21 protein-coding genes are annotated in these 22904 nt (G+C 66.3%); 10 read left to right on the plus strand and 11 right to left on the minus strand.

Translation table 11 applies throughout. From position 1 onward, the window contains the following. Positions 1–62: 62 nt before the first annotated feature. The gene (locus tag AAE021_RS00815) at positions 63–728 is read right to left on the minus strand and encodes a TetR/AcrR family transcriptional regulator (RefSeq protein WP_342023812.1); all 666 of its coding nucleotides are present in this window, start codon (positions 726–728) and stop codon (positions 63–65) included. Between the two features lie 99 nt (positions 729–827). Here AAE021_RS00815 and AAE021_RS00820 point away from each other — a divergent pair, with 99 nt between their 5' ends. Beyond that, complete coding sequence (locus AAE021_RS00820) at positions 828–1757, plus strand: SDR family NAD(P)-dependent oxidoreductase (RefSeq protein ID WP_342023813.1); 930 nt, start codon at positions 828–830, stop codon at positions 1755–1757. Between the two features lie 9 nt (positions 1758–1766). After that, a complete protein-coding gene (gene menD / locus AAE021_RS00825) occupies positions 1767–3506 on the plus strand; it encodes a 2-succinyl-5-enolpyruvyl-6-hydroxy-3-cyclohexene-1-carboxylic-acid synthase (protein WP_342023814.1) in 1740 nt (579 codons plus the stop codon). Positions 3507–3591: 85 nt separating this feature from the next. On the opposite strand, the gene AAE021_RS00830 is transcribed toward menD, so the two are convergent. From AAE021_RS00830 to AAE021_RS00850, 5 genes are all read right to left on the minus strand, one after another. Continuing rightward, positions 3592–4365, minus strand: a complete 774-nt coding sequence (locus tag AAE021_RS00830; protein WP_342023815.1) for an amino acid ABC transporter ATP-binding protein — start codon at positions 4363–4365, stop codon at positions 3592–3594. A gap of 5 nt (positions 4366–4370) precedes the next feature. Next, positions 4371–5156, minus strand: coding sequence for an amino acid ABC transporter permease (locus AAE021_RS00835; protein ID WP_342023816.1), 786 nt, complete (start codon positions 5154–5156; stop codon positions 4371–4373). 86 nt (positions 5157–5242) lie between these two features. Beyond that, the gene (locus AAE021_RS00840) at positions 5243–6031 is read right to left on the minus strand and encodes a transporter substrate-binding domain-containing protein (protein WP_342023817.1); all 789 of its coding nucleotides are present in this window, start codon (positions 6029–6031) and stop codon (positions 5243–5245) included. Positions 6032–6174: 143 nt separating this feature from the next. Beyond that, complete coding sequence (locus tag AAE021_RS00845; RefSeq protein WP_342023818.1) at positions 6175–6963, minus strand: basic amino acid ABC transporter substrate-binding protein; 789 nt, start codon at positions 6961–6963, stop codon at positions 6175–6177. Positions 6964–7120: 157 nt separating this feature from the next. Then, the gene (locus AAE021_RS00850) at positions 7121–8440 is read right to left on the minus strand and encodes an isochorismate synthase (protein WP_425362428.1); all 1320 of its coding nucleotides are present in this window, start codon (positions 8438–8440) and stop codon (positions 7121–7123) included. A gap of 153 nt (positions 8441–8593) precedes the next feature. Here AAE021_RS00850 and AAE021_RS00855 point away from each other — a divergent pair, with 153 nt between their 5' ends. Genes AAE021_RS00855 through AAE021_RS00865 form a run of 3 tightly spaced genes read left to right on the plus strand, consistent with a single transcriptional unit; the run spans position 8594 to position 11706 of the window. Next, positions 8594–9301 (plus strand): demethylmenaquinone methyltransferase, encoded by a 708-nt coding sequence (locus tag AAE021_RS00855; protein ID WP_342023819.1) that lies wholly within the window; start codon positions 8594–8596, stop codon positions 9299–9301. Beyond that, entirely contained in the window at positions 9302–10648 is a 1347-nt protein-coding gene (locus AAE021_RS00860) for a geranylgeranyl reductase family protein (protein WP_342023820.1), read from the plus strand. Continuing rightward, on the plus strand, positions 10645–11706 hold the full coding sequence (locus tag AAE021_RS00865; RefSeq protein WP_342023821.1) for a polyprenyl synthetase family protein: 1062 nt from the start codon (positions 10645–10647) through the stop codon (positions 11704–11706). The genes AAE021_RS00860 and AAE021_RS00865 overlap by 4 nt, the downstream gene beginning before the upstream one ends. 12 nt (positions 11707–11718) lie before the next feature. Here AAE021_RS00865 and AAE021_RS00870 read toward each other — a convergent pair whose 3' ends face one another. The 4 genes from AAE021_RS00870 to AAE021_RS00885 form a co-directional block, all read right to left on the minus strand. Further along, positions 11719–12246: an HIT family protein gene (locus AAE021_RS00870; RefSeq protein WP_342023822.1), complete on the minus strand. Its 528-nt coding sequence runs from the start codon at positions 12244–12246 to the stop codon at positions 11719–11721. 10 nt (positions 12247–12256) lie between these two features. Continuing rightward, positions 12257–12682 (minus strand): hypothetical protein, encoded by a 426-nt coding sequence (locus AAE021_RS00875; RefSeq protein ID WP_342023823.1) that lies wholly within the window; start codon positions 12680–12682, stop codon positions 12257–12259. A 57-nt stretch (positions 12683–12739) separates the two neighbouring features. Beyond that, positions 12740–13372: a putative glycolipid-binding domain-containing protein gene (locus AAE021_RS00880; protein ID WP_342023824.1), complete on the minus strand. Its 633-nt coding sequence runs from the start codon at positions 13370–13372 to the stop codon at positions 12740–12742. Positions 13373–13736: 364 nt separating this feature from the next. Further along, positions 13737–15179 carry a PucR family transcriptional regulator gene (locus tag AAE021_RS00885; RefSeq protein WP_342023825.1) on the minus strand — a complete coding sequence of 481 codons (1443 nt, stop codon included), beginning with the start codon at positions 15177–15179 and terminating at the stop codon, positions 13737–13739. 156 nt (positions 15180–15335) lie between these two features. Here AAE021_RS00885 and AAE021_RS00890 point away from each other — a divergent pair, with 156 nt between their 5' ends. Then, positions 15336–16766 (plus strand): gamma-aminobutyraldehyde dehydrogenase, encoded by a 1431-nt coding sequence (locus tag AAE021_RS00890; protein ID WP_342023826.1) that lies wholly within the window; start codon positions 15336–15338, stop codon positions 16764–16766. 56 nt (positions 16767–16822) lie between these two features. Next, on the plus strand, positions 16823–18175 hold the full coding sequence (gene gabT, locus AAE021_RS00895) for a 4-aminobutyrate--2-oxoglutarate transaminase (protein ID WP_342023827.1): 1353 nt from the start codon (positions 16823–16825) through the stop codon (positions 18173–18175). Here gabT and AAE021_RS00900 read toward each other — a convergent pair. After that, positions 18164–18865, minus strand: a complete 702-nt coding sequence (locus AAE021_RS00900) for a TetR/AcrR family transcriptional regulator (protein WP_342023828.1) — start codon at positions 18863–18865, stop codon at positions 18164–18166. The two genes, gabT and AAE021_RS00900, sit on opposite strands and share 12 nt — an antisense overlap. A gap of 165 nt (positions 18866–19030) precedes the next feature. On the opposite strand from AAE021_RS00900, the gene AAE021_RS00905 reads away from it, so the two are divergent. Genes AAE021_RS00905 through AAE021_RS00915 form a run of 3 tightly spaced genes read left to right on the plus strand, consistent with a single transcriptional unit; the run spans position 19031 to position 22898 of the window. Further along, a complete protein-coding gene (locus tag AAE021_RS00905; RefSeq protein ID WP_342023829.1) occupies positions 19031–20458 on the plus strand; it encodes an NAD(P)/FAD-dependent oxidoreductase in 1428 nt (475 codons plus the stop codon). Positions 20459–20469: 11 nt separating this feature from the next. Beyond that, a complete protein-coding gene (locus AAE021_RS00910; RefSeq protein ID WP_342023830.1) occupies positions 20470–21366 on the plus strand; it encodes a universal stress protein in 897 nt (298 codons plus the stop codon). Further along, positions 21363–22898, plus strand: coding sequence for an APC family permease (locus tag AAE021_RS00915; RefSeq protein WP_342023831.1), 1536 nt, complete (start codon positions 21363–21365; stop codon positions 22896–22898). Before AAE021_RS00910 ends, AAE021_RS00915 begins: the two co-directional genes overlap by 4 nt. Positions 22899–22904 lie beyond the last annotated feature (6 nt).

The following is a 22904-nucleotide window of genomic DNA, read 5'->3' on the forward strand; positions in this document are numbered from 1 at the left end:
ACATGGAGCATTTCATCCCCACCTGGACCATTGCGGCTGAAGGGCGACCCCAGCAAGGGCCTTCAACCGCGCGGCAGCACCCCTACAAGGGCCGAGGTAAAGGCGGTTCGCAGGGCACTGTGCAGGTCCACGTTGAGCACGCCGAGCGAGGGATCCTCCGCATAGGCGGCAAGGACGCTGGGCGGCGGAGGCACATACGATGACAGGGCGCCGGCCGAAACGAGGGACATCAGGCAAAACAGCTGCGCGCCGTCGCCAAGCTCGGGCAGGTGACGGCGCAGGAGCCCGGACATGGCCGCGAGCCTCGCGAGGGAGGAACGCTTGTGCCGCTTGGCCACCTCCACCGACACGTTGCGCTCCAGGACGCCGCCCTGGGCGCCCAAAAGATCGCACAGCACCACCCGGTCCGCCAGCGACCGGCTCAGGATCCCTGCCAGCTGGTCAGCCCGCACATCGGCTGCCGGCTGCGGTTCGATGCCCGCGGCCAGCTCCTCCGCCAGATCGGTGAGCCACGCGCCCATATAGTCGTCGAGCAGCTCGAGCAGCACCGCCTCGCGCGACTCGAAGTATCGCAGGACGTTGGACTTGGCCAGGCCCACCCGCCGGCTGAGCTCGTTGAGGCTCACCTCAGCCACCGGCATTTCGTCGAGCATCGCCGCCGCCGTGTCCAGGATCGCCCGGCGGCGGATCTGCCGCTGCTCCTCGCTTCGTGCCCGTTGGAATGTCACGGCCCCACTTTAGCTGAGGCACCGCTGGCCCCTTGACAGTAGACCGCCGGTCTCTTAGGTTTGCTTCTCATAACAGACCGACAGTTTCTTAGGGGAATCATGAGCAACACATGGACCAAACAGCACATCCCGGACCAGCATGGCCGCGTGGCCATAGTGACCGGCGCAAACACCGGGCTGGGCTTGGAAACCGCCCGGATGCTCGCAGCCCGGGGCGCAACGGTGGTCTTGGCCGTCCGCGACGTCGGGAAAGGCAAGCAGGCAGCGGCGGGGATTGCCGGTGACACCGCCGTCCAGGAGCTTGACCTGACCTCGCTGGAGTCGATCAGGTCCGCGGCGGCGGACCTTCGTGCCGCCTATCCGCGCATCGACCTTCTGATCAACAACGCGGGCGTGATGTACACCCCGAAGAGCACCACCGCAGACGGCTTCGAGTTGCAGTTCGGCACTAATCACCTCGGCCACTTTGCTCTCACCGGCCTGCTGCTGGACCATCTTCTGTCCGTTCCCGGCTCCCGCATCGTGACCGTCAGCAGCGTTGGGCACCGCATCCGGGCCGCCATCCACTTTGATGACCTGCAGTGGGAGCGTTCGTACAGCCGCGTGGGGGCCTACGGCCAGGCCAAGCTCGCCAACCTGCTGTTCACCTATGAACTGCAGCGCCGGCTCGCACCACTCGGCACCACGATTGCGGTGGCCGCCCACCCCGGCGTATCCAACACTGAACTGATGCGCAACGCTCCTGCCGCGCTTCGGGTGCCTATCACCCGGCTGGCGCCGCTGCTCATCCAGAAGCCGGAGATGGGAGCCCTGCCCATGCTCCGCGCCGCAACAGATCCGGCCGTTGCCGGCGGCCAGTATTACGGTCCGGGCAACCGCGGTGAGGTGCGCGGATATCCCAAGCTGGTGGCCTCCAGCGCCGCGTCCCACGATCAGGCCGTTCAGCGGCGGCTGTGGGCGGTCTCGGAGGAACTCACCGGAGTAACGTTCGGACTAGACGGCGATACACACCCAATGGGGGAACCCTAGGATGGAGGAGTGACCGGATCCTCGAAGTCCCCCAGCCCGTCCTCCGCCGCCGGCCCCGCTGAGCCGGAAGCGGCAACCAACCTCAGCTCCCTGCAGGCAGCCCGCTCCGCCGTGTCAGCACTGACCGCGGCAGGAGTGACCGACGTCGTTATTGCCCCCGGATCGCGCAGCGCACCGCTGGCCTACGCCCTGGCGGAAGCCGAGGTGCAGGGCCGGGTGACGGTGCACGTGCGCATCGACGAACGGGTTGCCGGGTTTACCGCCCTGGGGCTGGCCCGCGGCGGACACCGCCCGGCCGCCGTCGTCACCACTTCCGGCACAGCGGTGGGCGAGCTGATGCCCGCAGTGATGGAAGCGCACCACGCCGGAGTGCCGCTGGTGGTGCTCTCCGCCGACCGCCCCGCTGAACTGCACGGCACCGGCGCCAACCAAACCACCGTCCAGCCGGGGATCTTTGCGCAATTCCCCGCCGCCACCGCCGATGTCCGTGCCGGAGATGATCCCGCCGGAGCCATCAGCGCCGCCTTTGACCAGGTCAGCGCCGGCAGCCCGGTGGGCCCGATCCACATCAACCTGCAGTTCCGTGAACCGCTGATTCCGCAGGACACCGGCGACGGCGACGGCGGGCTGCCGGCAGGAGCGCCGGCCGCGGACACGGAATTGTCCGCCGGGCCGGTTGCCACCGGCAGCGAAGCGGCAGTGCTGTCCAGGCACTCCGGCACCCGCCGCGCCGTCGTTATTGCCGGTGACGGCGCCGGGGAGATTGCCGCGCTCTTCGCCCGCCGCGCCGGACTGCCGCTGCTGGCCGAACCGTCATCAAACGCCCGCTTCGGCCCGAACGCGATTGGCGCGTACCGGCTGCTGCTGGAGGAACTGGGCCCGGAAATCGAGCGCGTGGTGGTCTTCGGCCGGCCCACCCTGTCCCGGCCGGTTGCCGGACTGCTCGCCCGCCGGGACGTGGAAAAGGCCATCTACGTGCCGCGACCGGTCAACTGGTTCACCGCCGGCCGCCGGTCCGAAACCGTCATCACCGACCTCGCCGGCCTGTTCGACTTCGCCGGCGAAGGCGCCCCGGGCTGGCTGGAGCGCTGGCAAACCGCCTCCGCCGCGGCGATGGCCGCCGTGTCCTCCTTGCTTGACGGGCAGAGCGAGTTGAACGGTCTGCACGTGGCGGACCTGGTCTGGGACCACACTGACGGAAACCTCGTGCTCGGCTCCTCCAACCCCATCCGGGACATGGACCTGGTGGCCGCGCCGGACTGGCATCCGCTGGACGTCTATGCCAACCGCGGCCTGGCCGGCATCGACGGCACCATTGCCACGGCGGCGGGTATTGCGCTGGCCAACGGCATTCCCACGCGGGTGCTGCTGGGTGACCTCACCTTCCTGCACGACGCCGGCGCCCTTCTTCTGGGCACCGGGGAACCGGAGCCTGACCTGCAGCTGGTGGTGCTGAACGACGGCGGCGGCGGCATCTTCACCACGCTGGAGCATGGGGAGCTGGGGGAGCGCGAAGAGTACGCCGCCGTTGTCGAGCGCTTTTTTGGCACCCCGCACACCGTGGACATCTCCGCCCTGGCCGCCGCCTACGGGGTGCCGCACACGCTGGCGCGCACGGCCGACGAGCTCGACGCCGCCCTGGACGCCCCCGTCACGGGCCGTTCCATCCTGGAGGTTCCGGTGCGCCGGGACTCGCTGCGGGAACTGCACGCGAAGGTGAAGAGCGCCGTGCGGGCAGTGCTCGCGTAACACCCCCAACGCAGCAGCCCTCCCGCACATGACGTGCGGGAGGGCTGCTGTGCTGCTGTGGAAGGCGCCGCTGTGCGTAATGCGGCTAGAGCACCTTGGAAAGGAACTCGCGGGTGCGCGGGTGCTGCGGGTTGTCCAGCACGTCCGCGGGGCGGCCCTGCTCAACAACCACGCCGCCGTCCATGAAGACCACGCGGTCACCGACTTCGCGGGCAAAACCAATCTCGTGGGTCACCACCATCATGGTCATGCCTTCTTCGGCCAGGTTGCGCATGACGGCGAGCACGTCGCCCACCAGCTCGGGGTCCAGGGCTGAGGTCGGCTCATCAAAGAGCATCATGTCCGGATCCATGGACAGGGCCCGGGCAATGGCCACGCGCTGCTGCTGTCCGCCGGACAGCTGGGCCGGGAACGCGTCGCCGCGGTCTGCCAGGCCCACCTTGGCCAGGTTCTTCCGGGCAATCTCCTCGGCCTCGACCTTGCCGCGCTTCTTGGCGCGGCGCTGGGCCAGGGTGAGGTTCTTCAGCACGTTCAGGTGCGGGAAGAGGTTGAACTGCTGGAACACGATGCCAATCCGGGTGCGGACCTTGTCCAGGTCCGTTTCCTCATCGGTGATGTCCACGCCCTCCACCAGGATGGTGCCGCTGGTGGGCTCCTCGAGGCGGTTGACGCAGCGCAGCAGGGTGGACTTGCCGGACCCGGAGGGGCCGATCACGCACACCACTTCACCCTGGTCCACGTGGAAGTCGATGCCCTTGAGGACCTCGTTGGAGCCGAAGCTCTTGTGCAGGTTCCGCACCTGGATGGCGGGCACCGCGTTGCGGGCGGCGGCGGGGGAGCTGGATGCTGCAGTGCTCATGGCAGTCACCGGCCTCTCTGGTTGTGGCGTTCAAGCTTTGCCACCAGCTGCGTCAGCGGCAGCGTGATGATCAGGTACATCAGGGCGGCCAGCACCAGCGGAGTGGCGTTGGCATTCTGTGAGACGGCGTCGCGGGCGAAGGTGGTGAGTTCGCGGTCCGCCAGCGCCATGCCGGCGATGAACAACAGCGAGGTGTCCTTGATCAGGATCACCAGCTCGTTGGTCAGCGGGGGAGTGATGATGCGGAAGGCCTGCGGCAGGGTCACGGAGACCATGGTCCAGGCCGGGCCCATGCCCAGCGAACGTGCGGCTTCGACCTGGCCGGACGGAACCGCCTGGATGCCGGCGCGGATGGTCTCCGCGATGTAGGCGGCGGACACCACGATCAGGGCGATCAGGCCGGCGCCGGCGTTGCCGCCCGGCGGACGCCAGGAGAAGGCGATCGGCACGGCGAAGGCAAAGGCGAAAATGACCAGCAGGGCGGGCAGGCCGCGGAAGATTTCAATGTAGGCGGTGGCAGCCCAGCGGTACGGTGCCACGGGGGAGAGTTTCATCAGGGCCAGGATCAGGCCAAGCAGCAGGCCGCCGGTAAACGCGATGGCCGTGTAGATGATGGTGTTTTTTGCGGCCACCGTGATGATGGTCGGGAAGGCTTCCTTGGCCACTTCGGGGTCAAAGAAGTTCACCCCGATGGCTTTCCAGTCCGCGAGCAGGACTACGGCCAGAACGACCAGGATAAAGACGGCATACAGGGCGCCCCGGAAGAGGCGTCTGCGGGTGGAGGGTTTCAAGGTGGGGCCTTCCGCGGAAGATGTGTGGCGCCGTCCCGGAGTGGATCACAATCCGGGACGGCGGAACGTGCAGTGCTTATCAGTGCTTATTCAGCAAAGTATTTGTTGTAGATTTCGTCGTACTTGCCGTTGTCCTGAAGTTCAGCCAGCTGCGTGTTGACCTCTTCGATCAGGGCAGTGTTTTCCTTCTTGGTGGCGAAGCCGTAGGACTCGTCGGTTTCATATTCCTCCACGATGTCGAAGTCGCCTTCCTTCGTGTGGGAGGTATTCACCGCGATGTCCTGCAGAATGGCGTCGATGCTGCCGCCCTGAATGGCCTGGAACAGTTCGCCGTCGCCGGGGTATTCCACGATTTCGGCGTCCTTGACGTTTTCCTGCGCATAGGCTGCGCCGGTGGTGGTCTGCTGCACGCCCACCCGCTTGCCGGCCAGGTCATCGATGCCGGAGATGTCGGATCCCTTGGGAACCATCAGGGTCTGCAGCGAGTCATAGTACGGCTCGCTGAACAGGAGCCGTTCGGCGCGTTCCGGGGTGATCGTGACGGCGCTGGCGCTGAGGTCGCACATGTTGGCGCTGACGGCTGTGCCGCCCTGAATGGCCTCAAAGCCCTGCTGCTGGATTTCTGTTTCCAGCCCCATGCCGGTGGCGATTTCAGTGATCAGGTCGATGTCGAAACCGGTGTATTCCCCGTCCTCGACGTATTCGAAGGGAACGTAAGGAATCTCGGAGCAAACCGTCAGGGTTCCTTCGTTGACCAAACCCAGGTCGGAACCGGCACCGGCGTCGGTGGAGGAATTGTCGCCGCCGCAGGCGGTCAGCGCCAAGGCACTCAGCGTCACTGCGGCCAGGGCGGTTTTACGTGCTTTTGTCAGCATGGATCTATAACCTTTTCGTGGACGGAGCCAGTGGCGATTGCCCCTTCGTAAACAGATGAAAGCAATCTAGATTCTACGCACGTCTGATTTCCGTGAGGTTTCGACGGCGGAGCGCCGCTGGGCAACCGGTCCGCGGGCGGGCCTTATTCCGTGAAGTACTTGTTGTAGAGCTCGGTGTACTTGCCATTCTCGCGCATGGCGGCGAGCTGGCTGTTGACCTCTTTAACCAGTTCTTCGCTCCCGTCCTTCTTCATGGCCAGTCCGTAGACTTCGCCGGTGGGGAAGGTGGCCGCGATGGTGAAGGCATCCCCGTCGGTGTGCCCGAGGTTCACGGGCAGGTCCTGCAGGACGGCGTCGATGTTGCCGGCCTGGAGCGCCTGGAAGAGTTCGGCGTCGGTCTGGTAGGCAATGACCTCGGTGTCCGAAGGTGCCTTGTCCCGGGCATAGGTTTCGCCCGTGGTGCCCTGCTGGATGCCGATCTTCTTGCCCGCCATGTCCTCCAGGGACTTGGCCTTTGATTCGGAGGAGACCAGCAGCGACTGCAGGGAGTCGTAGTACGGATCGGAGAACGCCAGGTTCTTCTCGCGCTCCGGGGTGATGGTCACGGCGGCGGCAATCAGGTCGCACTGGTTGGCGGCCAGGACGGTGCCGCTCTGGAGTCCGTCGAAACTGGCATTCTGGACTTCCAGCTCCAGTCCCATCCCGGCGGCGATTTCACGGGTGAGATCCATGTCGAAGCCCGTGTACTCGCCGTCGTCGCCCACGTATTCAAAGGGCTCAAACGGAACGTTGGAGCAGACGGTGAGCGCGCCCTCGTTGACCAGGGGAATCCCGGACTCGGTTTCCGCCGTGCCGCCGCCGCTGCAGGCAGTTGCGGTCAGGGCGCCGACGGCCAGGACGGCTGCAAGGGCGGTGCGTGCTTTGTTCAGCATGGGAAAGAACCTCAGATCGGAAAAAGGGACCGGTTCCGGCGAGCCGGAGCGCATCAGATGCTGCATAATTATGCAGCCTCACTCAATTATACGCACTCTGCGGAGGTGCTTCTACACGTCTTGGGTCACACGGTCAAGGGTTGTCCAGAGGCGGGGTCTAGGAGCTTTGCACGGCTCCCACGGCACGGTCCAGATCCAGGGCTTCCAGCATGGGCCGGAACTTGCTCCAGGTCTCCGCCAGCTCGGCGGCGGGGTTGGAGCCGGCGACAATGCCGCAGCCGGCATACAGCCGGACCGTGTGCGGGTCCTCAATGACGGCGCCGCGCAGCGCGATGCCCCATTCACCGTTTCCGGCGGCATCCATCCAGCCCACCGGACCGGCATACGGGCCGCGGTCCATGTGCTCAAGTTCACTGATCAGCTCACCGGCGACGCTGGTGGGGAAGCCGCATACGGCAGCGGTGGGATGCAGCGCCTCCACCAGCGCCAGTGACGTGGGGATGCCGCCGTCGGCTCCCGGCGCCAGGTCCGCGGCAACGTCGGAGGCCAGGTGCCACACGTTGGGCAGTTCCAGCACAAACGGCTCGGTGTGGGAGGTCATCGAGGAGGTGAATGGTTCCAAGTGGCGGGTCAGGGAATCGATGGCGATCTGGTGCTCGTGCCGCTGTTTGTCGGAGCCGGCCAGCACGCGCTGCGGGTACTCCGGGTCATCCGCCGGAGCCGAGGCGCGGTCCAGCGTTCCGGCCAGGACCCGGGCCCGGGCTACGCCGTGCTCCACCTTGATCAGCATTTCCGGCGTGGAGCCGATTAGGCCGTCCACCGAGTAGGTCCAGCAGCTGCGGTAGCGCAGGGCCAGCTCGCGCAGCACCTGTGCCGCGGACACCGGCGATCCCAGCGATGCCACAATGTCGCGGGCCAGGACAATCTTGCTCAGGTCTCCGGCGTTGATGTGGGCCACCGAGCGGGCAACGGCGTTCTTCCACTCTGCCTCGCTGAGGATGCCCGGCAGGATGCGGTCTTCGGGGTCCGGCTCCCGGGCCACAGGAACCTCGTCCAGATAATGTGCCAGGGCCGTCTGCGCGGCGGCCAGGCTCAGCTCGGCGTCGGGGTCCGCGGTTGTCTGCGTCAGCCAGGTGACGCCGTCGCGGCAGCCAACCACGATTTCCGGAACAATCAGGCGGGATTCGAAGGGTGAGCGCTTGGAGAAGCCGAAGGAGCCAAAGGCGGCCAGGCCGCTGCCCGGAACGGTCAGCTCATTCTCGATCTCGGCGCCGGCAGCCAGCTTCAGCCACCACTGCTGCGCATCGGCGAACCGCTCCGGTCCGCTGGCGGTGAACCGCGCGGTTTCTCCGAAGCCCACCAGCCCCTCACCGCTGCGGATCCAGGCCAGCTGGTCATTGAGGACCAGATACTCCAGGAGCCCGATTGTGGCGGACAGCTCACCAATGGGCACGGTCAGGGAACGCAGGGTGGTCATAATGACTCCAGACTACTCCCCGTGCAGAGGTGCATCGGGTTACCGGTCCCGCACCTGCCCCGTACCTGCTGCCCGGCGCGGCCCGGCACGTGAGCGACCAGACACAGCCGCCGCGGGTTCGGTCCCCTGCGCAATCTTTGAGACAATGATCGAGTGAATCGCGCATCGTTGGATAAACGCCCGGATGAAGTCGCCGCCATGTTTGACGACGTGGCACCGAAATACGACGTCGTTAACGACGTGCTGTCCCTGGGGCAGACACGCCGCTGGCGCCGCATCGTGGTGGACGCCGTGGGCGCCGTCCCCGGACAGCGGGTCCTGGACCTGGCCGCCGGCACCGGAACGTCCAGCGAGCCCTATGCCGACGCCGGCATCAACGTTGTGGCCTGCGACTTCTCCCTGGGCATGCTCAAAGTGGGCAAACGGCGCCGCCCGGACATCGACTTCGTGGCCGGTGACGCCACCAATCTGCCGTTCGATGACAACTCCTTTGACGCGTCCACCATTTCCTTTGGCCTGCGCAACGTGAATGAGCCGAAGAAGGCCCTTGCCGAAATGCTCCGGGTCACTAAGCCCGGCGGCCGCCTGGTCATCGCCGAGTTCTCCGCCCCCACCGTTCCGGTGTGGCGCACCATGTACACCGAATACCTGATGCGCGCCCTTCCGCCGATTGCCCGCAAGGTCGCGTCCAATCCCGACGCCTACGTTTACCTGGCCGAGTCCATCCGCGCCTGGCCCAACCAGGACGAGCTGGCAGCCTGGGTCGCGGAGTCCGGATGGGACAACGTGGCCTACCGCAACCTGACCGGCGGCATCGTGGCTATCCACCGCGCTGTAAAGCCGGGGAGGACAGCCATCTAAGTGAGCGTCCTCATTGTCGGGGCCGGCCCCGCTGGTTCCACCGCGGCCTACCACCTTGCCCGGGCCGGAGTGGAAGTCACCGTCCTGGAAAAAACATCCTTCCCCCGGGAGAAGGTCTGCGGCGACGGCCTGACTCCGCGTGCCGTCCGTGAAGTCCAGCTCATGGACCTGCCCCATGAGGAAGCCGGGGGATGGCGACGGAACAAGGGCCTGCGCCTCATTGCCGCGGGCCGCACGGTCGAGCTGCCCTGGCCTGTGCTCTCGGATTTCCCGGATTACGGACTGATCCGCACCCGGCTGGGCTTTGACGAGGCCCTCGCCCGCCATGCCGAGGCAGCCGGTGCCACCGTCCTCGAACGCCACTCGGTCACGTCAGCACTGCGCAACGACGCCGGCCGCGTCACCGGTGTGGTGGCGAACGTGCTCGACGACGCCGGCCGCCGGACCGGGGAAACCCGGGAGTTCTCCGCCGACGTCGTGCTGGCGGCTGACGGCAACTCCAGCCGCACCGCACTGAGCCTTGGCATCGAAAAGCGGGACGACCGGCCGCTGGGCGTGGCCGTGCGCACCTACTTCCAGAGTCCGCGCACCAATGACGACTGGATGGAAGGCTGGCTGGAACTCCCCGACGCCGCCGGCAATCCGCTGCCCGGCTACGGCTGGGTCTTCGGCGTCGGTGACGGCACCTCCAATGTGGGCCTGGGCATCCTGAACTCGTCCAAGGAGTTCGGCAAGCTCGACTACCGCAAGGTCCTGCGGGACTGGACCGCCGGCATGCCGGCGGAATGGGGCTTCACCCCGGAAAACCAGGTGGGGGAAATCCGCGGCGCAGCGCTGCCGATGGGTTTCAACCGGACGCCGCACTACTCGCCCGGGATGCTCCTGCTGGGAGACGCCGGCGGCATGGTGTCCCCGTTCAACGGCGAGGGCATCTCCTATGCGATGGAGTCCGCCCGGTACGCCGCCGATTTCATCGTGGCCGCCCAGAGCGAAGCCCGCACGCCCGGACTGCTGTCCGCAGCGGCCGCGTTTGACCACCGTCTCTCCGGCTATTCCGACCATATTCGCAACGAATGGGGCAGCCACTTCACCCTGGGCAAGATCTTCGCCGGGCTGATCGGCAAACCCGCCATCATGAAACTTGCCCTGCGCACGGGAATGCCGATTCCCGTGCTGATGCGCTTTGTCGTGCGGATGCTGGCCAACCTCACCGACCACAGCAGCAAGGGTTTCGAGGATAGAGTTATCGCCGTGCTGGAAGCCCTGGTTCCGGCAGCCTCAAACCAAGACGCAGGACCCAGCCAGCCGTCCAACCCGCTCCGACGAAAAGTTAGTCTAAAACCGTGACTGAATCCTCGAACACCAGCCCGGACATTGCCGCTGGCAATGCCGCACCTGTGCTGCCGGCCGGATTCGCACTGATCGCCGAAGACCCGCAGCTGGGTCCGTCGATCGCTGCGTCCCTGGAAATGGTCGAAGCCGAACTCCTGGACGCCATTTCCAACTCCGATCCCTTTGCCAACGCCACCTCCCGGCATCTGGCCGAAGCCGGCGGCAAACGGATCCGTCCGCTGCTGGCACTGCTCGCGTCCCACCTGGGCCCGGAGCCGACCAATGCCAAGGTGATCCAGTCCGCCGTCGTCGTCGAACTGACGCACTTGGCCACTCTGTACCACGACGACGTGATGGACTCCGCGCCGCTGCGCCGCGGCGCCCCCACCGCCCACGAGGTCTGGGGAAACTCGGTGGCGGTGCTGACCGGTGACCTGATTTTCGCCCGCGCATCATCGCTGGTGTCCGAACTCGGCGGCGAAGCCCTGGGCATCCAGGCACGCACCTTTGAACGCCTGTGCCTGGGCCAGCTGCATGAAACCGTGGGTCCGAATGAGGGCCAGGATCCGCTGGAACATTACCTCTCGGTCATCTCCGGCAAAACCGCATCGCTGATCGCAGCTTCGGGGCAGCTCGGCGCGCTGTTCTCCGGCGCCACCCGGCAGGCGATCGACATCATGGTGGAGTACGGCGAGAAGGTGGGAACCGCCTTCCAGCTGGCCGACGACGTCATTGACGTGACCGGCCTCGAAGCCAAATCCGGCAAGACGCCCGGCACCGACCTGCGCGAAGGTGTTCCCACCCTGCCGGTGCTGCTGCTGCGCCGCAACGCCGCCGCCGGTGACGCGGATGCCGCCGCCGTGCTGGAACTGGTGGACGGGGATCTGACCTCCGACGCGGCATTGGCCGCCGCCGTCTCGGCCCTGCGGGAAAACCCGGCGACAGCCGAAGCATGGGCCGTGGCGCGGCAGTGGTCCGACGACGCCGTCGCCGTCCTGGAGCCGCTGCCGGACTCGGTGGTCAAGCGGGCGCTGGCCAGCTTCGCCGAAGCCGTGGTGGACCGGGACGTCTAAACTGCCGGAGCCTTACAGCCCGAAGTCGGAGACGGTGAGGACGGCCTTGAGCTCCCGGGCCTTAAGGGCCCGGACGGCCGGATCCACAATCGGGCGCTTGGGCGTGAAATAGAGCCCGTCATTGTCCCAGCGCGGCAGCACATGCTGGTGGTAGTGCCAGACGTGCTGGCTTCCCGCCGGCTCGTTGTGCTGGCGGGTGGTGACTCCGTCGGGCCGCCAGGCCTTCTTGATGGCCACCGCAATGTCGCGGGTGACAATCATCAGGCGGGCGGCGACGTCGTCGGGCAATTCATACAGCAGTTCAAAATGCTCCCGCGGAGTCACCAGGACGTGTCCGGGCTCCGGATCGAACCCGTGCGATGCAATGAACGCCAGCACCAGGTCATCGGAGTACACCAGGTCCCCGGGTTCGCACAGATTGCCCGGGGCCTTGAACTCCCCGGAGGCCATGTCGCAGAACGGGCACTGGTAATTCTCCGGCGCATGGCTGGGCCAGGCGGAGTTTCGCGGCGCACCGTCAACGGTGCCGGGCTGCTGCATTCAGGGCTCCTTAGTTCGGATCTTCCTCAAAGACCCACTCGAACATGTCAAAAACGTACTCGCTGAAGGTTCCTTCTTCGCTCTGCCAGTCGCCGCGGGCATTGTTGCGCCGCCAGACAATGGGGTCGGGAACGTCGAGCTGGTCCACCCGGAACCCCCAGGCAAACTTCTCGTCCTCGTCCTCGAGGAAGAGCAGGTAGCCGTCTTCGATTTCCAGCTCGTCGGGGTCCCAGAAGAAGTGGAAGGCCTCCATGAGGTCCTCGTTGTTGCCGAGGGCAAGGTAGAACTCCCGCAGCACCAGGGGAATGGCGAAGTCGTGGGCGTCCAGCATTTCATTCAGGACGTCTGCGGGGATGCCGTCTTCTTCTTCGCGCCAGTCATCCTCAAGATACTTGGGGACCAGGGCTTTGAATTTGTCCAGGAACATTTGACTCAATGGGGTCTCCAAAATTGCGGGTGGTGTACTTCAATCCTAGCTGGGTGCGGGCCGCGGTCAGCGCACGCGCACAGCCAGGCGGGGATAGTTGAGCACGGCGCCGTCGGCATCCACGGTCAGCTCCGCAGTGAAGTCGCGGGTGGCCGAGCTGTAGAGCACCACACCGTACCCGCGGTCCGCGTCGTAGGCCGAAACCTGCGAATAGACCTGGTTGCTGGGCAGCACCCGCAGGCTGGGCATCTCCACCCAGGCCATGGTGAGAGGGGTGTCATCATCGGGCGCGGCGGCGTTCAGCAGGTCCAGCCGGAGGATCGGCATGGTGTTGGTCAGCGGGCACAGCGCCAGATCCACATCCTGGGCGTTGTCCAGGGCCCGGGGATCCGAGATGCCCGGTGCGGGGAGCGCGGCGTCGCCGGAGACCTGCGTTTCAGCGCTCCACTTGCCGTCCAGGGACCGGGTGAGTTCGAGGGACCGCGACCAGTCAGCTCCCTCCACCTGGATGCTGAACCTGCGGGTGACCCAGGCCGTTGAGGTGGAAAGCGTCCAGGTGGCGGTGTAGTCCTCGGTCACCGAGGTTCCTCCGGCGGCGAGTTCCCGTTCGCGGAAGGACACAGCTGCGGTGTCCCGGCGTGCTGCGTTGTCCACGCCCTGCCAGCGGAGAATTCGGGCGGGCTGCACGCTGTTATCCATCCCTACACCCTATGGTTCACGCGCTGCGGGCGGCAACGACGGGTTCGGGGAGGCCTTTCGGGGCCGGTTCCGGGGTGAGGCTGGTCCAAGGTGGGCCGTTCGGACATCTTTCGTGCAGATCAGGGGCTTTGCCGGAATCCTTCGTGCAGATCAAGGGCATTCCCGGATTCCTTAGTGCAGATCAGGGGCCCAAAAGGCCTCAAAAGTAGGTTTTGGGCCCGTTATCTGCACTATGGATGAGTTGAAGCCCCGTTATCTGCACTATGGATGAGTTGAAGCCCCGTTGTCTGCACTATGGACGGGCTGAGACGATGGACGGGCTAAGACCATGATGGTTGAGTCCGTAAAGGGCTGATAGCCCGGATCAACCCTGCCCCAGACCGATCCGGCGCACATGCAGCGCCAGGTACAGGTGCACGCGGTCCGCCGTGACGGCCGGATCGTAACCGGTGAGCTCGGTGATTTGTCCAAGCCGGTAGCGCACGGTGTTCCGGTGCAGCCCCAGGGCATCGGCCACCGCGGCCACGGAGCCGTTCAGCGCCAGATACTGCTCCAAGGTCTCCAGCAGCTTGGCGTCGTGAATGGCGTCGAAGCCCGTCAGGGGATCCAGCGCCTCGGCCGCCAGATCCGCCAGCGGAACATCGGCCCCGGACATCAGCAGCGAGGTGAGGCTCAGCCGTTCAGGCTCATTGATGCCCTGCCCGCGCTGCAGGGATTCCTTGGCCTCGAAATAGCTCCACCGCAGCCCGGCAGGTTCGGTGTAGGAGCCGCCGAAGCCAATCTTCGCGGTGAGCCCGGTGCCGTAGAGATAGTCGGCAAGGATCCGTGCCAGTGCGGCGCCGTCGCCCTCGGCCAACACGATCACCAGGCGGCCATCGACGACGGCGGTTGCGGCGCCGTCGAACTCCGCCGGCAGCGGCAGGGTGGGCAGCGAGCGGACCTGGCCGGAGGCAACCTCCACCAGAAAGGTCAGCTGCCGCCGGGCAGTGGAGATTCCGGCGCCCAGCAGCCGCAGTGACGCATCACTGCCGGTCAGGCGTCCGGCCACGACGTCGGTGAGCAGCTGTCCGGTGACGGCGCGGTCGCGGGAGCGCCGGCGGGCCTGGTTGCTCAGTTCCACGCTGATCAGGCTTTGTGCGTAGGCGACGATATCCGGGCGCAGGTACGGTTCCGTGATCACCAGGGTGCAGCGGTCCCGCAGCCCGGTCGCGATGGGAATGCGGTGCCTGGAACCGGCCGCAGCCCCCGCACCGCCGTCCGCATCGACATCGGTGGCGAACACCCTGGCCCCGTACTGGTACAGCGCCACGCTGTTGCCCAGCAGGACGGATAACTCCTGCAGCAGTCCCGGCAGGCCGTTGCCGCCAAGCAGCGCCCCGGCGAGGGACTGATGCGCGGCCAGCAGTTCCTGCAGCTGGGTGACGTGGTCGGCGGACAATGCGTCGGCGACCATCTTGCCCAGGGCCACAAACGGAGTTTCGTACGGCACCTCGAACACCGGCAGGCCGAGGCCATCAGCGGCGTCGATCAGGGCGGCGGGCACCTTGGCATGGCTCAGTCCGGTGCCGAAGCCAATGGCCACCGCCCCGGCACGGTGCACGCTGTCCACAAAACTGCGCTGCACGGCCACGGTGCGCTGCCGCAGTCCGGTGGTCAGCACCACTTCGCCGCCGCCCAGGAACGGAAAGGGATCCTCAAGCTCGGTCACGGCCACCCAGTGCAGGGGAGCGGCGGCCGCGGGGACGGTGCCGTGCAGGCGCAGGTCCAGTCCCGGGGCGGCCAGCAGGTCGGAAAGGTAGATCGGCATGGAGCAACTATAGAGCCCCGGTTATTGGGCGGGTGCACAGTTACGGTCCAATACTCTTGTCGTTTCGCCCCTTTGGAACGGAGGGTTCACCGCCTAGGTTAGGAACAAAGCTCCGGACGCTGCCGTCCGGACTTCCCCTCCCGAAAGGACAGTGCCATGGCGCAGACGCTGCAGAACTTTATTAACGGAGAATTCGTCCAGGCCCGGGGAACCGAGCAGTTGGAAATCGTGAACCCCGTCAACGGGGAAGTGGTGGCCTCCTCGCCGGTGTCCGTGCAGGCCGACGTCGACGCCGCCATGGCCGCCGCCGCCGCTGCCTTTAAGACGTGGAAGCGGACCACGCCGTCGGAGCGGCAGCTGATGCTGCTCAAGCTTGCCGACGCGCTGGAGGCCAACTCCGACGAACTGGTGGAGGCCCAGCACCGCAACACCGGCCAGGTCCGTTCGATCATTGCAGCCGAGGAAGTGGCGGTTGGCGCGGACCAGCTGCGCTTTTTTGCCGGCGCCGCCCGGCTGCTGGAGGGCAAGGCCGCCGGGGAATACCTGGAGGGGCACACTTCCTTTGTCCGCCGCGAGCCCATCGGCGTGGTTGCACAGGTGACCCCGTGGAACTACCCGCTGCTGATGGCCATCTGGAAGATTGGGCCCGCCCTGGCCGCGGGCAACACCGTGGTGCTCAAGCCCTCCGACACCACCCCGGAATCCACCCTGGTGCTGGCCCGCCTGGCCGGGGAGATCTTCCCCGCCGGCGTCCTGAACATCGTCCTGGGCACCGGGGTAACCGGGGCCGCCATGGTGGAGCATCCCACCCCCGGACTGGTCTCCATCACCGGCTCCGTCCGTGCCGGCATCGCCGTCGCATCGGGCGCCGCGAAGACGCTCAAGCGGGCGCACCTGGAATTGGGCGGCAAGGCTCCGGCCGTGGTCTTCGCTGATGCGGACCTGCAGAAAACCGCCGAAGCCGTGGCCGAGTTCTCCTTCTTCAACGCCGGCCAGGACTGCACGGCCATCACCCGGGTGCTGGTGGAGGAGTCCGCGCAGGAGGACTTCGTTGCCGCCCTGGTGGCCCACACCAAGACGCTCGAAACCGGACACGAGGACGACGAGGCCAACTACTTTGGCCCGCTGAACAACATCAACCACTTCAACGCCGTCAACGCCGTCATCGACTCGCTGCCGGAGCACTGCAGCATCGCCACCGGCGGCAGGCGCGCCGGTGCCAAGGGCTTCTTCTTTGAGCCCACGGTGATCACCGGTGCCCGCCAGGACGACGACGTTGTGCAGAAGGAAACCTTCGGGCCGGTCATCACGGTGCAGACCTTCATCAGCGAGGACGAGGCCGTGGAAATGGCCAACGACGTCGAATACGCCCTGGCATCCTCCGTCTGGACCTCAAACCACGGCCGCGCGATGCGCCTGGCCCGGGACCTGGACTTCGGGGCCGTGTGGATCAACACGCACATCCTACTCACGGCCGAAATGCCGCACGGCGGGTTCAAGAGCTCCGGCTACGGCAAGGACCTTTCCATGTACGGCGTGGAGGACTACACCCGGATCAAGCACGTCATGACATCGCTGGACGCATAGTTTCCGGCATCACTGCATAACCCCAGACAACGAACACCGTTTTGAAAGGCACAACCATGAGCATCCAGGCCGTCCCCGCGTTCCGGCTGGAACAGAGGCGCAGCATCAACGGCACCTTCCCGGGGCCGAAGTCCGTCGAACTGAACGCCCGCCGCGCCGCCGTGGTTGCCAAGGGCGTGGCCTCCTCGGTTCCGGTGTACGTGGCCGATGCCGACGGCGGCATCATCCGCGACGTGGACGGCAACTCCTTCATCGACCTGGGCTCGGGCATTGCCGTCACCAGCGTTGGCGCCTCGGATCCCGCCGTCGTGGACGCCGTCAAGGATCAGGTGGAGCACTTCACCCACACCTGCTTCATGGTCACCCCGTACGAGGGCTACATTGCGCTGGCTGAAAAGCTGCACGAGGTCACCCCCGGGGACCACGAGAAGCGCACCGTGCTGTTCAACTCCGGCGCCGAGGCGGTGGAAAACGCGGTGAAGATTGCACGCTCGGCCACGGGCCGCGACGCCGTCGTCGCCTTTGACCACGCGTATCACGGCCGCACCAACCTCACGATGGGACTGACCGCCAAGGCCATGCCCTACAAGACCGGGTTTGGCCCGTTTGCCTCCGAGATCTACCGGATGCCGATGAGCTACCCGTACCGCGAGGAGAACCCGGAGATCACCGGCGCCGAAGCGGCGGACCGGGTCATCCTGGCCATCGAGAAGCAGATCGGCGCGGACCAGACCGCCGCCATTTTGATTGAACCGATCCAGGGCGAGGGCGGCTTCATTGTTCCGGCCGAGGGCTTCCTGCCGCGCCTGGCCGAATGGGCCAAGGCCAACGGCGTCGTCTTCATTGCCGATGAGGTGCAGTCCGGTTTCTGCCGCACGGGCGAGTGGTTTGCCGTGCAGCACGAGGGCGTGGTGCCGGACCTGCTGACCATGGCCAAGGGCATTGCCGGCGGGATGCCGCTGTCAGCGGTCACCGGCCGCGCCGAACTGCTCGACGCCGTCCATCCGGGCGGACTTGGCGGTACCTACGGCGGCAACCCGGTGGCCTGTGCGGCCGCACTGGCGGCGATCAGCACCATGGAAACGCAGGATCTGGCCGGCAAGGCCCGCCGCATCGAGGAGATCTGCATGCCGCGCCTGCGCGCGCTGGCGGCCGAAACCGGCGTGATTGGCGAGGTGCGCGGCCGCGGGGCCATGCTGGCGCTGGAGTTCGTGAAGCCGGGCACCAAGACGCCCGACGCCGACATCACCAAGGCTGTTGCCGCGGCGTGCCTGGCCGAGGGCGTCATCATCCTGACCTGCGGGACCTACGGCAACGTGGTGCGCCTGCTGCCGCCGCTGGTCATCGGCGAGGACCTGCTGGCCGATGCCCTGGACGTCCTCGAAGCAGCCGTCCGCTCATTGGCCTGAGCCGGCAGCCTGGGCGGGGCCGGATTCCACACGGAGTCCGGCCTGCCGGGCCAGCCCGGTGACCAGCGCGTCCAGTCCCGCCTCAAAGGCGCTTTCCGCCGCCCGGCCCTCGGCCCGTCCGGCCTGTTCCTGCACCGCCGCAGTGAAGTGCGGGCTGTGCTCTGCCAAAGCGCCGGTGTCGAAAATGTCCTGCGGTGCCACGGCGTCGTACGCCGAACCGTAAATGAAGGATTCCAGCGCCACAATGGCCGGCACTATCCGGGCCGGCGGCCAGCCGGCGCGCTCCAGCCCCTCGGCAACCGCCTCGTACATGGCCAGCGTGCGGGGCGCGCCGCTGACCTGGAGCACGGCAATGACCGGAATCAGCGGCGTGTGCCGCGCAAAAACATCACGGTACGAGCGTGCCCAGCTCCGGAATGCCTGATCCCACGGCAGCTCCGCAAAACCTGAGGTGTCCACCGAGGACATGACGCGGTCCTGCAGCCAGCGGAGCACTTCCTGCTTGGAATCAACGTGGTTGTAGAGGGCTGAAGGAGCCACCCCCAGCCGCTTGGCCAGGGCCGACATGGTCAGGGCGCCATAGCCGCCCGCCTTGATGATCGCCAGTGCCGCGGCCGTGATCCGTGCCTGCGACAGCACTTCCTTGACCGGCCGCCCCGCGCTCCTGCGCTGCGGTTCATCCTGTGTCATCTGCCCGCCCCCTTCATGGCTCCGGTCTTCATGGTTTCACGCCGCCGTCATTTCCCGTCCTTCGCTTCCCAACCGACGTGACCCACGCTACAGTTTCCTTCTAATAAATGAACAGCATTCATTTATTGACTGCTGGCGGCCCCCTCGGCCGCAGGAAAGGACGCTGTGAAGACGCTGGAACGTGATGTTGTAATCATTGGAGCCGGACCCTCGGGGCTGAGCGCTGCCCGCAGGCTGAAGGCCGCCGGGCTGTCCGTCGCCGTGCTGGAGGCCCGGGACCGGGTGGGCGGGCGCACCTGGACCGACACCATTGACGGCGCCATGCTGGAGATCGGCGGCCAGTGGATCTCCCCGGACCAGACAGTCCTGGCTTCCCTCGTGGAGGAACTGGGACTGGAAACCTTCGAACGCTACCGCGCCGGCGAATCCGTCTACATTTCCGCCGACGGCACCCGGTCCACCTATACCGGCGACATGTTCCCGGTGGGGGAGCGGACCGAACAGGAAATGCTTAAGCTGATCGGCATCCTGGACCAGCTGGCCGCGGAAACGGACCCGGCCGCCCCCTGGAAGCATCCGCGTGCCCGGGAACTGGACACCATTTCCTTCTCCAGCTGGCTCCGCGGGCAGTCCGACGACGAAGAAGCCTGCAACAACATCGGACTGTTCGTGGCCGGCGGAATGCTCACCAAGCCCGCCCACGCCTTCTCGGCGCTCCAGGCGGTGCTGATGGCGGCCTCGGCCGGGTCCTTTTCCCATCTGGTGGACGAGGACTTCATCCTGGACCGGCGTGTGGCCGGCGGAATGCAGCAGGTCTCTGAACGCATGGCCGCGGATCTGGGGGACGACGTCCTGCTGTCCAATCCGGTGCGCTTCCTGCACTGGCCGGGTGAGGACGGCACAGCCCACGACGGCGTCACCGCCGTCGCGGACAATGTCACCGTTCACGCCCGGTACGCCGTCATGGCAGTGCCGCCGAACCTCTACTCCCGGGTGTCCTTCGACCCGCCGCTGCCGCGCCGGCAGCACCAGATGCACCAGCACCAGTCGCTCGGTCTGGTGATCAAGGTCCACGCCGTGTACCCCACGCCGTTCTGGCGGGACAAGGGGCTCTCCGGCACCTGCTTCGGCGCCGGGGAACTGGTGCAGGAGGTCTACGACAACACCAACCATCAGGATCCCCGCGGCACGCTGGTGGGGTTTGTGTCGGACGAGAAGGCCGACGCGATGTTCAAGCTTTCCGCCGAAGACCGCCGCCGGGCCATCCTGTCCTCGATTGCAGCCTTCCTGGGCGAGGAAGCACTGAGCCCTGAGGTCTACTACGAGTCCGACTGGGGCTCCGAGGAATGGACCCGGGGAGCCTATGCCGCCAGCTACGACCTCGGCGGCCTGCACCGCTATGGTCCGGACCAGCTGGAGCCGGTGGGCCCAATCCACTGGTCCTGCTCCGACCTTGCCGCCGAGGGATACCAGCACGTGGACGGAGCGGTCCGGATGGGCCTGCTGACCGCCGACCGGATCCTGGCTGCTGCGTCCGGCGGGACATCCGGTTCAGCGTTTGCTGATGCCGCCACAGCGCCCGGACAGGGCTAAAAGGAGTCCGCATGCGTTACGTCGTGGGATACACCGCAAATGAGAGGGGCCGGGACGCCTTGAACCTGGCCGCTGTCCTGGCCCGGAGCCAAGCCGCGGAGCTGGATTTGGTCATGATCGACCCGGTGCATTCTCCCTACACCGCTGTCTATCCGCCGGAAAGCGGGTACCAGGACCTGCTCGAGGAACAGCTGAAGATCTGGCTGTCCGACGCCCTGGCCGCGGTCCCTCACGACGTGCGCGCCGTCGGACACATCCGCAATGCGGAATCCGACGCCAGCGGGCTGATCACCGCAGCCGATGAACTGGACGCCGCGCTGATAGTGGTGGGTGCCGCCAGCAACGGCCTGTTCAAGCGGTTTACCGTCGGCAGCGTCGCGAATGCGCTGCTGCACGCCGCCCAGGTGCCGGTGGCACTGGCACCGCGCGGGTACAGCAGGACCGGGACACTGACCCGGATCACCTGCGCGGTGGGCAACCGCCGCGGGTCCGAGGACGTACTGGAAACTGCGGTGGCGACGGCGGCGCGCAGCGGGCTTCCGCTGCGGCTGGTGTCGCTGGTGGCCCTGGACGCCTCCGGCAGGGATGCGGACGCGCTGGAGGAGGCGGACCTGCATGCCGCCGACCGGCTGGCCCGGGCGCAGGAACTGGCTGCCGGCCGCTGCCCCGTCACCGCCGTGGTTGCGCAGGGCAGGACCATTGAGAACGCCATTGACGACCTGGAGTTCGACGACGGCGAAATCATGCTCATCGGGTCCAGCCGGCTGGCGGAAAACAACCGCCTTTTCCTGGGCCCCACTGCCAGCAAGGTGCTGCGCAGCCTTCCCGTTCCCATGGTGGTGGTGCCCCGGAACTTCCGGTCCCGCCCCGCCGGCGGCACATCCCGTCCGACAGAGGTGACCGAATGAGCTCCAACAGAATTGTTCCGTCCAAGCAGGTCCAGTCCAGCGGGCTCAGCCGCAAAGGACTGAAATCCGGCACCGTGGGGCTTCTCGGCGCGGTGGTGATCGGGGTGTCCTGCATTGCTCCCGCATACACCCTGACTGCTGGCCTGGGACCCACCGTCTCCGAAGTGGGGGTTCAGCTGCCGGCCATTTTCCTGGTGGGCTTTATTCCCATGATCCTGGTGGCCTTGGGCTACCGGGAGCTGAACAACGCCATGCCGGACTCCGGCACCTCCTTCACCTGGGCCACCCGCGCCTTCGGCCCATGGATTGGATGGATGGGCGGCTGGGGGCTGATTGCGGCCACCATCATTGTCCTGTCCAATCTCGCAGCGGTGGCCGTCGACTTTTTCTATCTGATGCTCGCGCAGGTGACCGGAAATGACGCGCTGGCGGAGCTGACCACCAACCTGCCGCTGAATATCCTGACCACGTGTGTGTTCATTGCCGTGGCGTGCTGGATCTCCTACCGCGGGCTGGAAACCACCAAGGTGTTCCAGTACGTCCTGGTGGGCTTCCAGCTGCTGGTCCTGGGCTGGTTCTCCGTGGCGGCCTTCATCCACGTTGGAGCGGGAACGGCCTTTGACGCCACTCCGATCACCGCGGAATGGTTCAATCCCTTTGCCGTGGAATCCTTTTCCAGCTTCGCCGCCGGCGTCTCGCTTTCCATCTTTGTGTACTGGGGCTGGGACGTGACGCTGACCATGAACGAGGAAACAAAGGATCCGGGCAAGACGCCGGGGCGTGCCGCAACGGTGACGGTGTTCGTGATTGTCCTGATCTACATGATGGTTTCCCTTGCCGTGCTGTCCTACGCCGGCGTTGGAGAGGGAGAACTCGGAGCCGGCAACGCGGAGAACCAGGAGAGCATCTTCGCCGTTCTGGCCGGTCCGGTCATGGGGCCGTTTGCCATCCTGATGTCCCTGTCCATCCTCAGCAGCTCGGCCGCTTCGCTGCAGTCGACCTTTGTGTCACCGGCCCGCACGCTGCTGGCGATGGGGCACTACCGGGCCCTTCCGCCGCGCTTTGGCGCCATCAGCCCGGTGCACAAGTCACCCGGATATGCCACCATCGCCTCCGCGGTGGCCGCCGCGGGGTTCTACGCCGTCACCCGCCTGCTTTCGGAAAACGCGCTGTGGGACACCATCACCGCACTGGGCCTGATGATTTGCTTCTACTACGGGATCACCGCCCTTGCCTGCGTTTGGTATTTCCGGGCCGAGGCGTTCACCGGGCTGCGCAATTTCCTGCTCAAGTTCCTGGCTCCCCTGCTGGGGGCCGCCATTTTGTTCGTGATGTTCCTGAAGACAGCGGTTGACTCCATGGACCCGGACTACGGCTCCGGCTCGTCCGTGGGGGGAGTGGGCCTGGTCTTTGTGCTGGGCACCGGCGTCATAGCTCTGGGAGCAGTGCTGATGCTGTTCATGTATCTCCGCAATCCCGGCTACTTCCGGGGCGAAACCCTGCGGCGGGGAGCTGCCGGGGATCAGGCCTAGTGCCCG

Origin of the sequence: Arthrobacter citreus (assembly GCF_038405225.1) — a bacterium.
Classification (GTDB): domain Bacteria; phylum Actinomycetota; class Actinomycetes; order Actinomycetales; family Micrococcaceae; genus Arthrobacter_B; species Arthrobacter_B citreus_A.

Coding starts and splice junctions, on each gene's coding strand:
- AAE021_RS00820 (WP_342023813.1), top strand. CDS start 828: ATGAGCAACACATGGACCAAACAGCACATCCCGGACCAGCATGGCCGC.
- AAE021_RS00830 (WP_342023815.1), bottom strand. CDS start 4,365: ATGAGCACTGCAGCATCCAGCTCCCCCGCCGCCGCCCGCAACGCGGTG.
- AAE021_RS00840 (WP_342023817.1), bottom strand. CDS start 6,031: ATGCTGACAAAAGCACGTAAAACCGCCCTGGCCGCAGTGACGCTGAGT.
- AAE021_RS00845 (WP_342023818.1), bottom strand. CDS start 6,963: ATGCTGAACAAAGCACGCACCGCCCTTGCAGCCGTCCTGGCCGTCGGC.
- AAE021_RS00850 (WP_425362428.1), bottom strand. CDS start 8,440: ATGACCACCCTGCGTTCCCTGACCGTGCCCATTGGTGAGCTGTCCGCC.
- AAE021_RS00870 (WP_342023822.1), bottom strand. CDS start 12,246: ATGCAGCAGCCCGGCACCGTTGACGGTGCGCCGCGAAACTCCGCCTGG.
- AAE021_RS00880 (WP_342023824.1), bottom strand. CDS start 13,372: ATGGATAACAGCGTGCAGCCCGCCCGAATTCTCCGCTGGCAGGGCGTG.
- AAE021_RS00885 (WP_342023825.1), bottom strand. CDS start 15,179: ATGCCGATCTACCTTTCCGACCTGCTGGCCGCCCCGGGACTGGACCTG.
- AAE021_RS00890 (WP_342023826.1), top strand. CDS start 15,336: ATGGCGCAGACGCTGCAGAACTTTATTAACGGAGAATTCGTCCAGGCC.
- gabT (WP_342023827.1), top strand. CDS start 16,823: ATGAGCATCCAGGCCGTCCCCGCGTTCCGGCTGGAACAGAGGCGCAGC.
- AAE021_RS00900 (WP_342023828.1), bottom strand. CDS start 18,865: ATGACACAGGATGAACCGCAGCGCAGGAGCGCGGGGCGGCCGGTCAAG.
- AAE021_RS00910 (WP_342023830.1), top strand. CDS start 20,470: ATGCGTTACGTCGTGGGATACACCGCAAATGAGAGGGGCCGGGACGCC.
- AAE021_RS00915 (WP_342023831.1), top strand. CDS start 21,363: ATGAGCTCCAACAGAATTGTTCCGTCCAAGCAGGTCCAGTCCAGCGGG.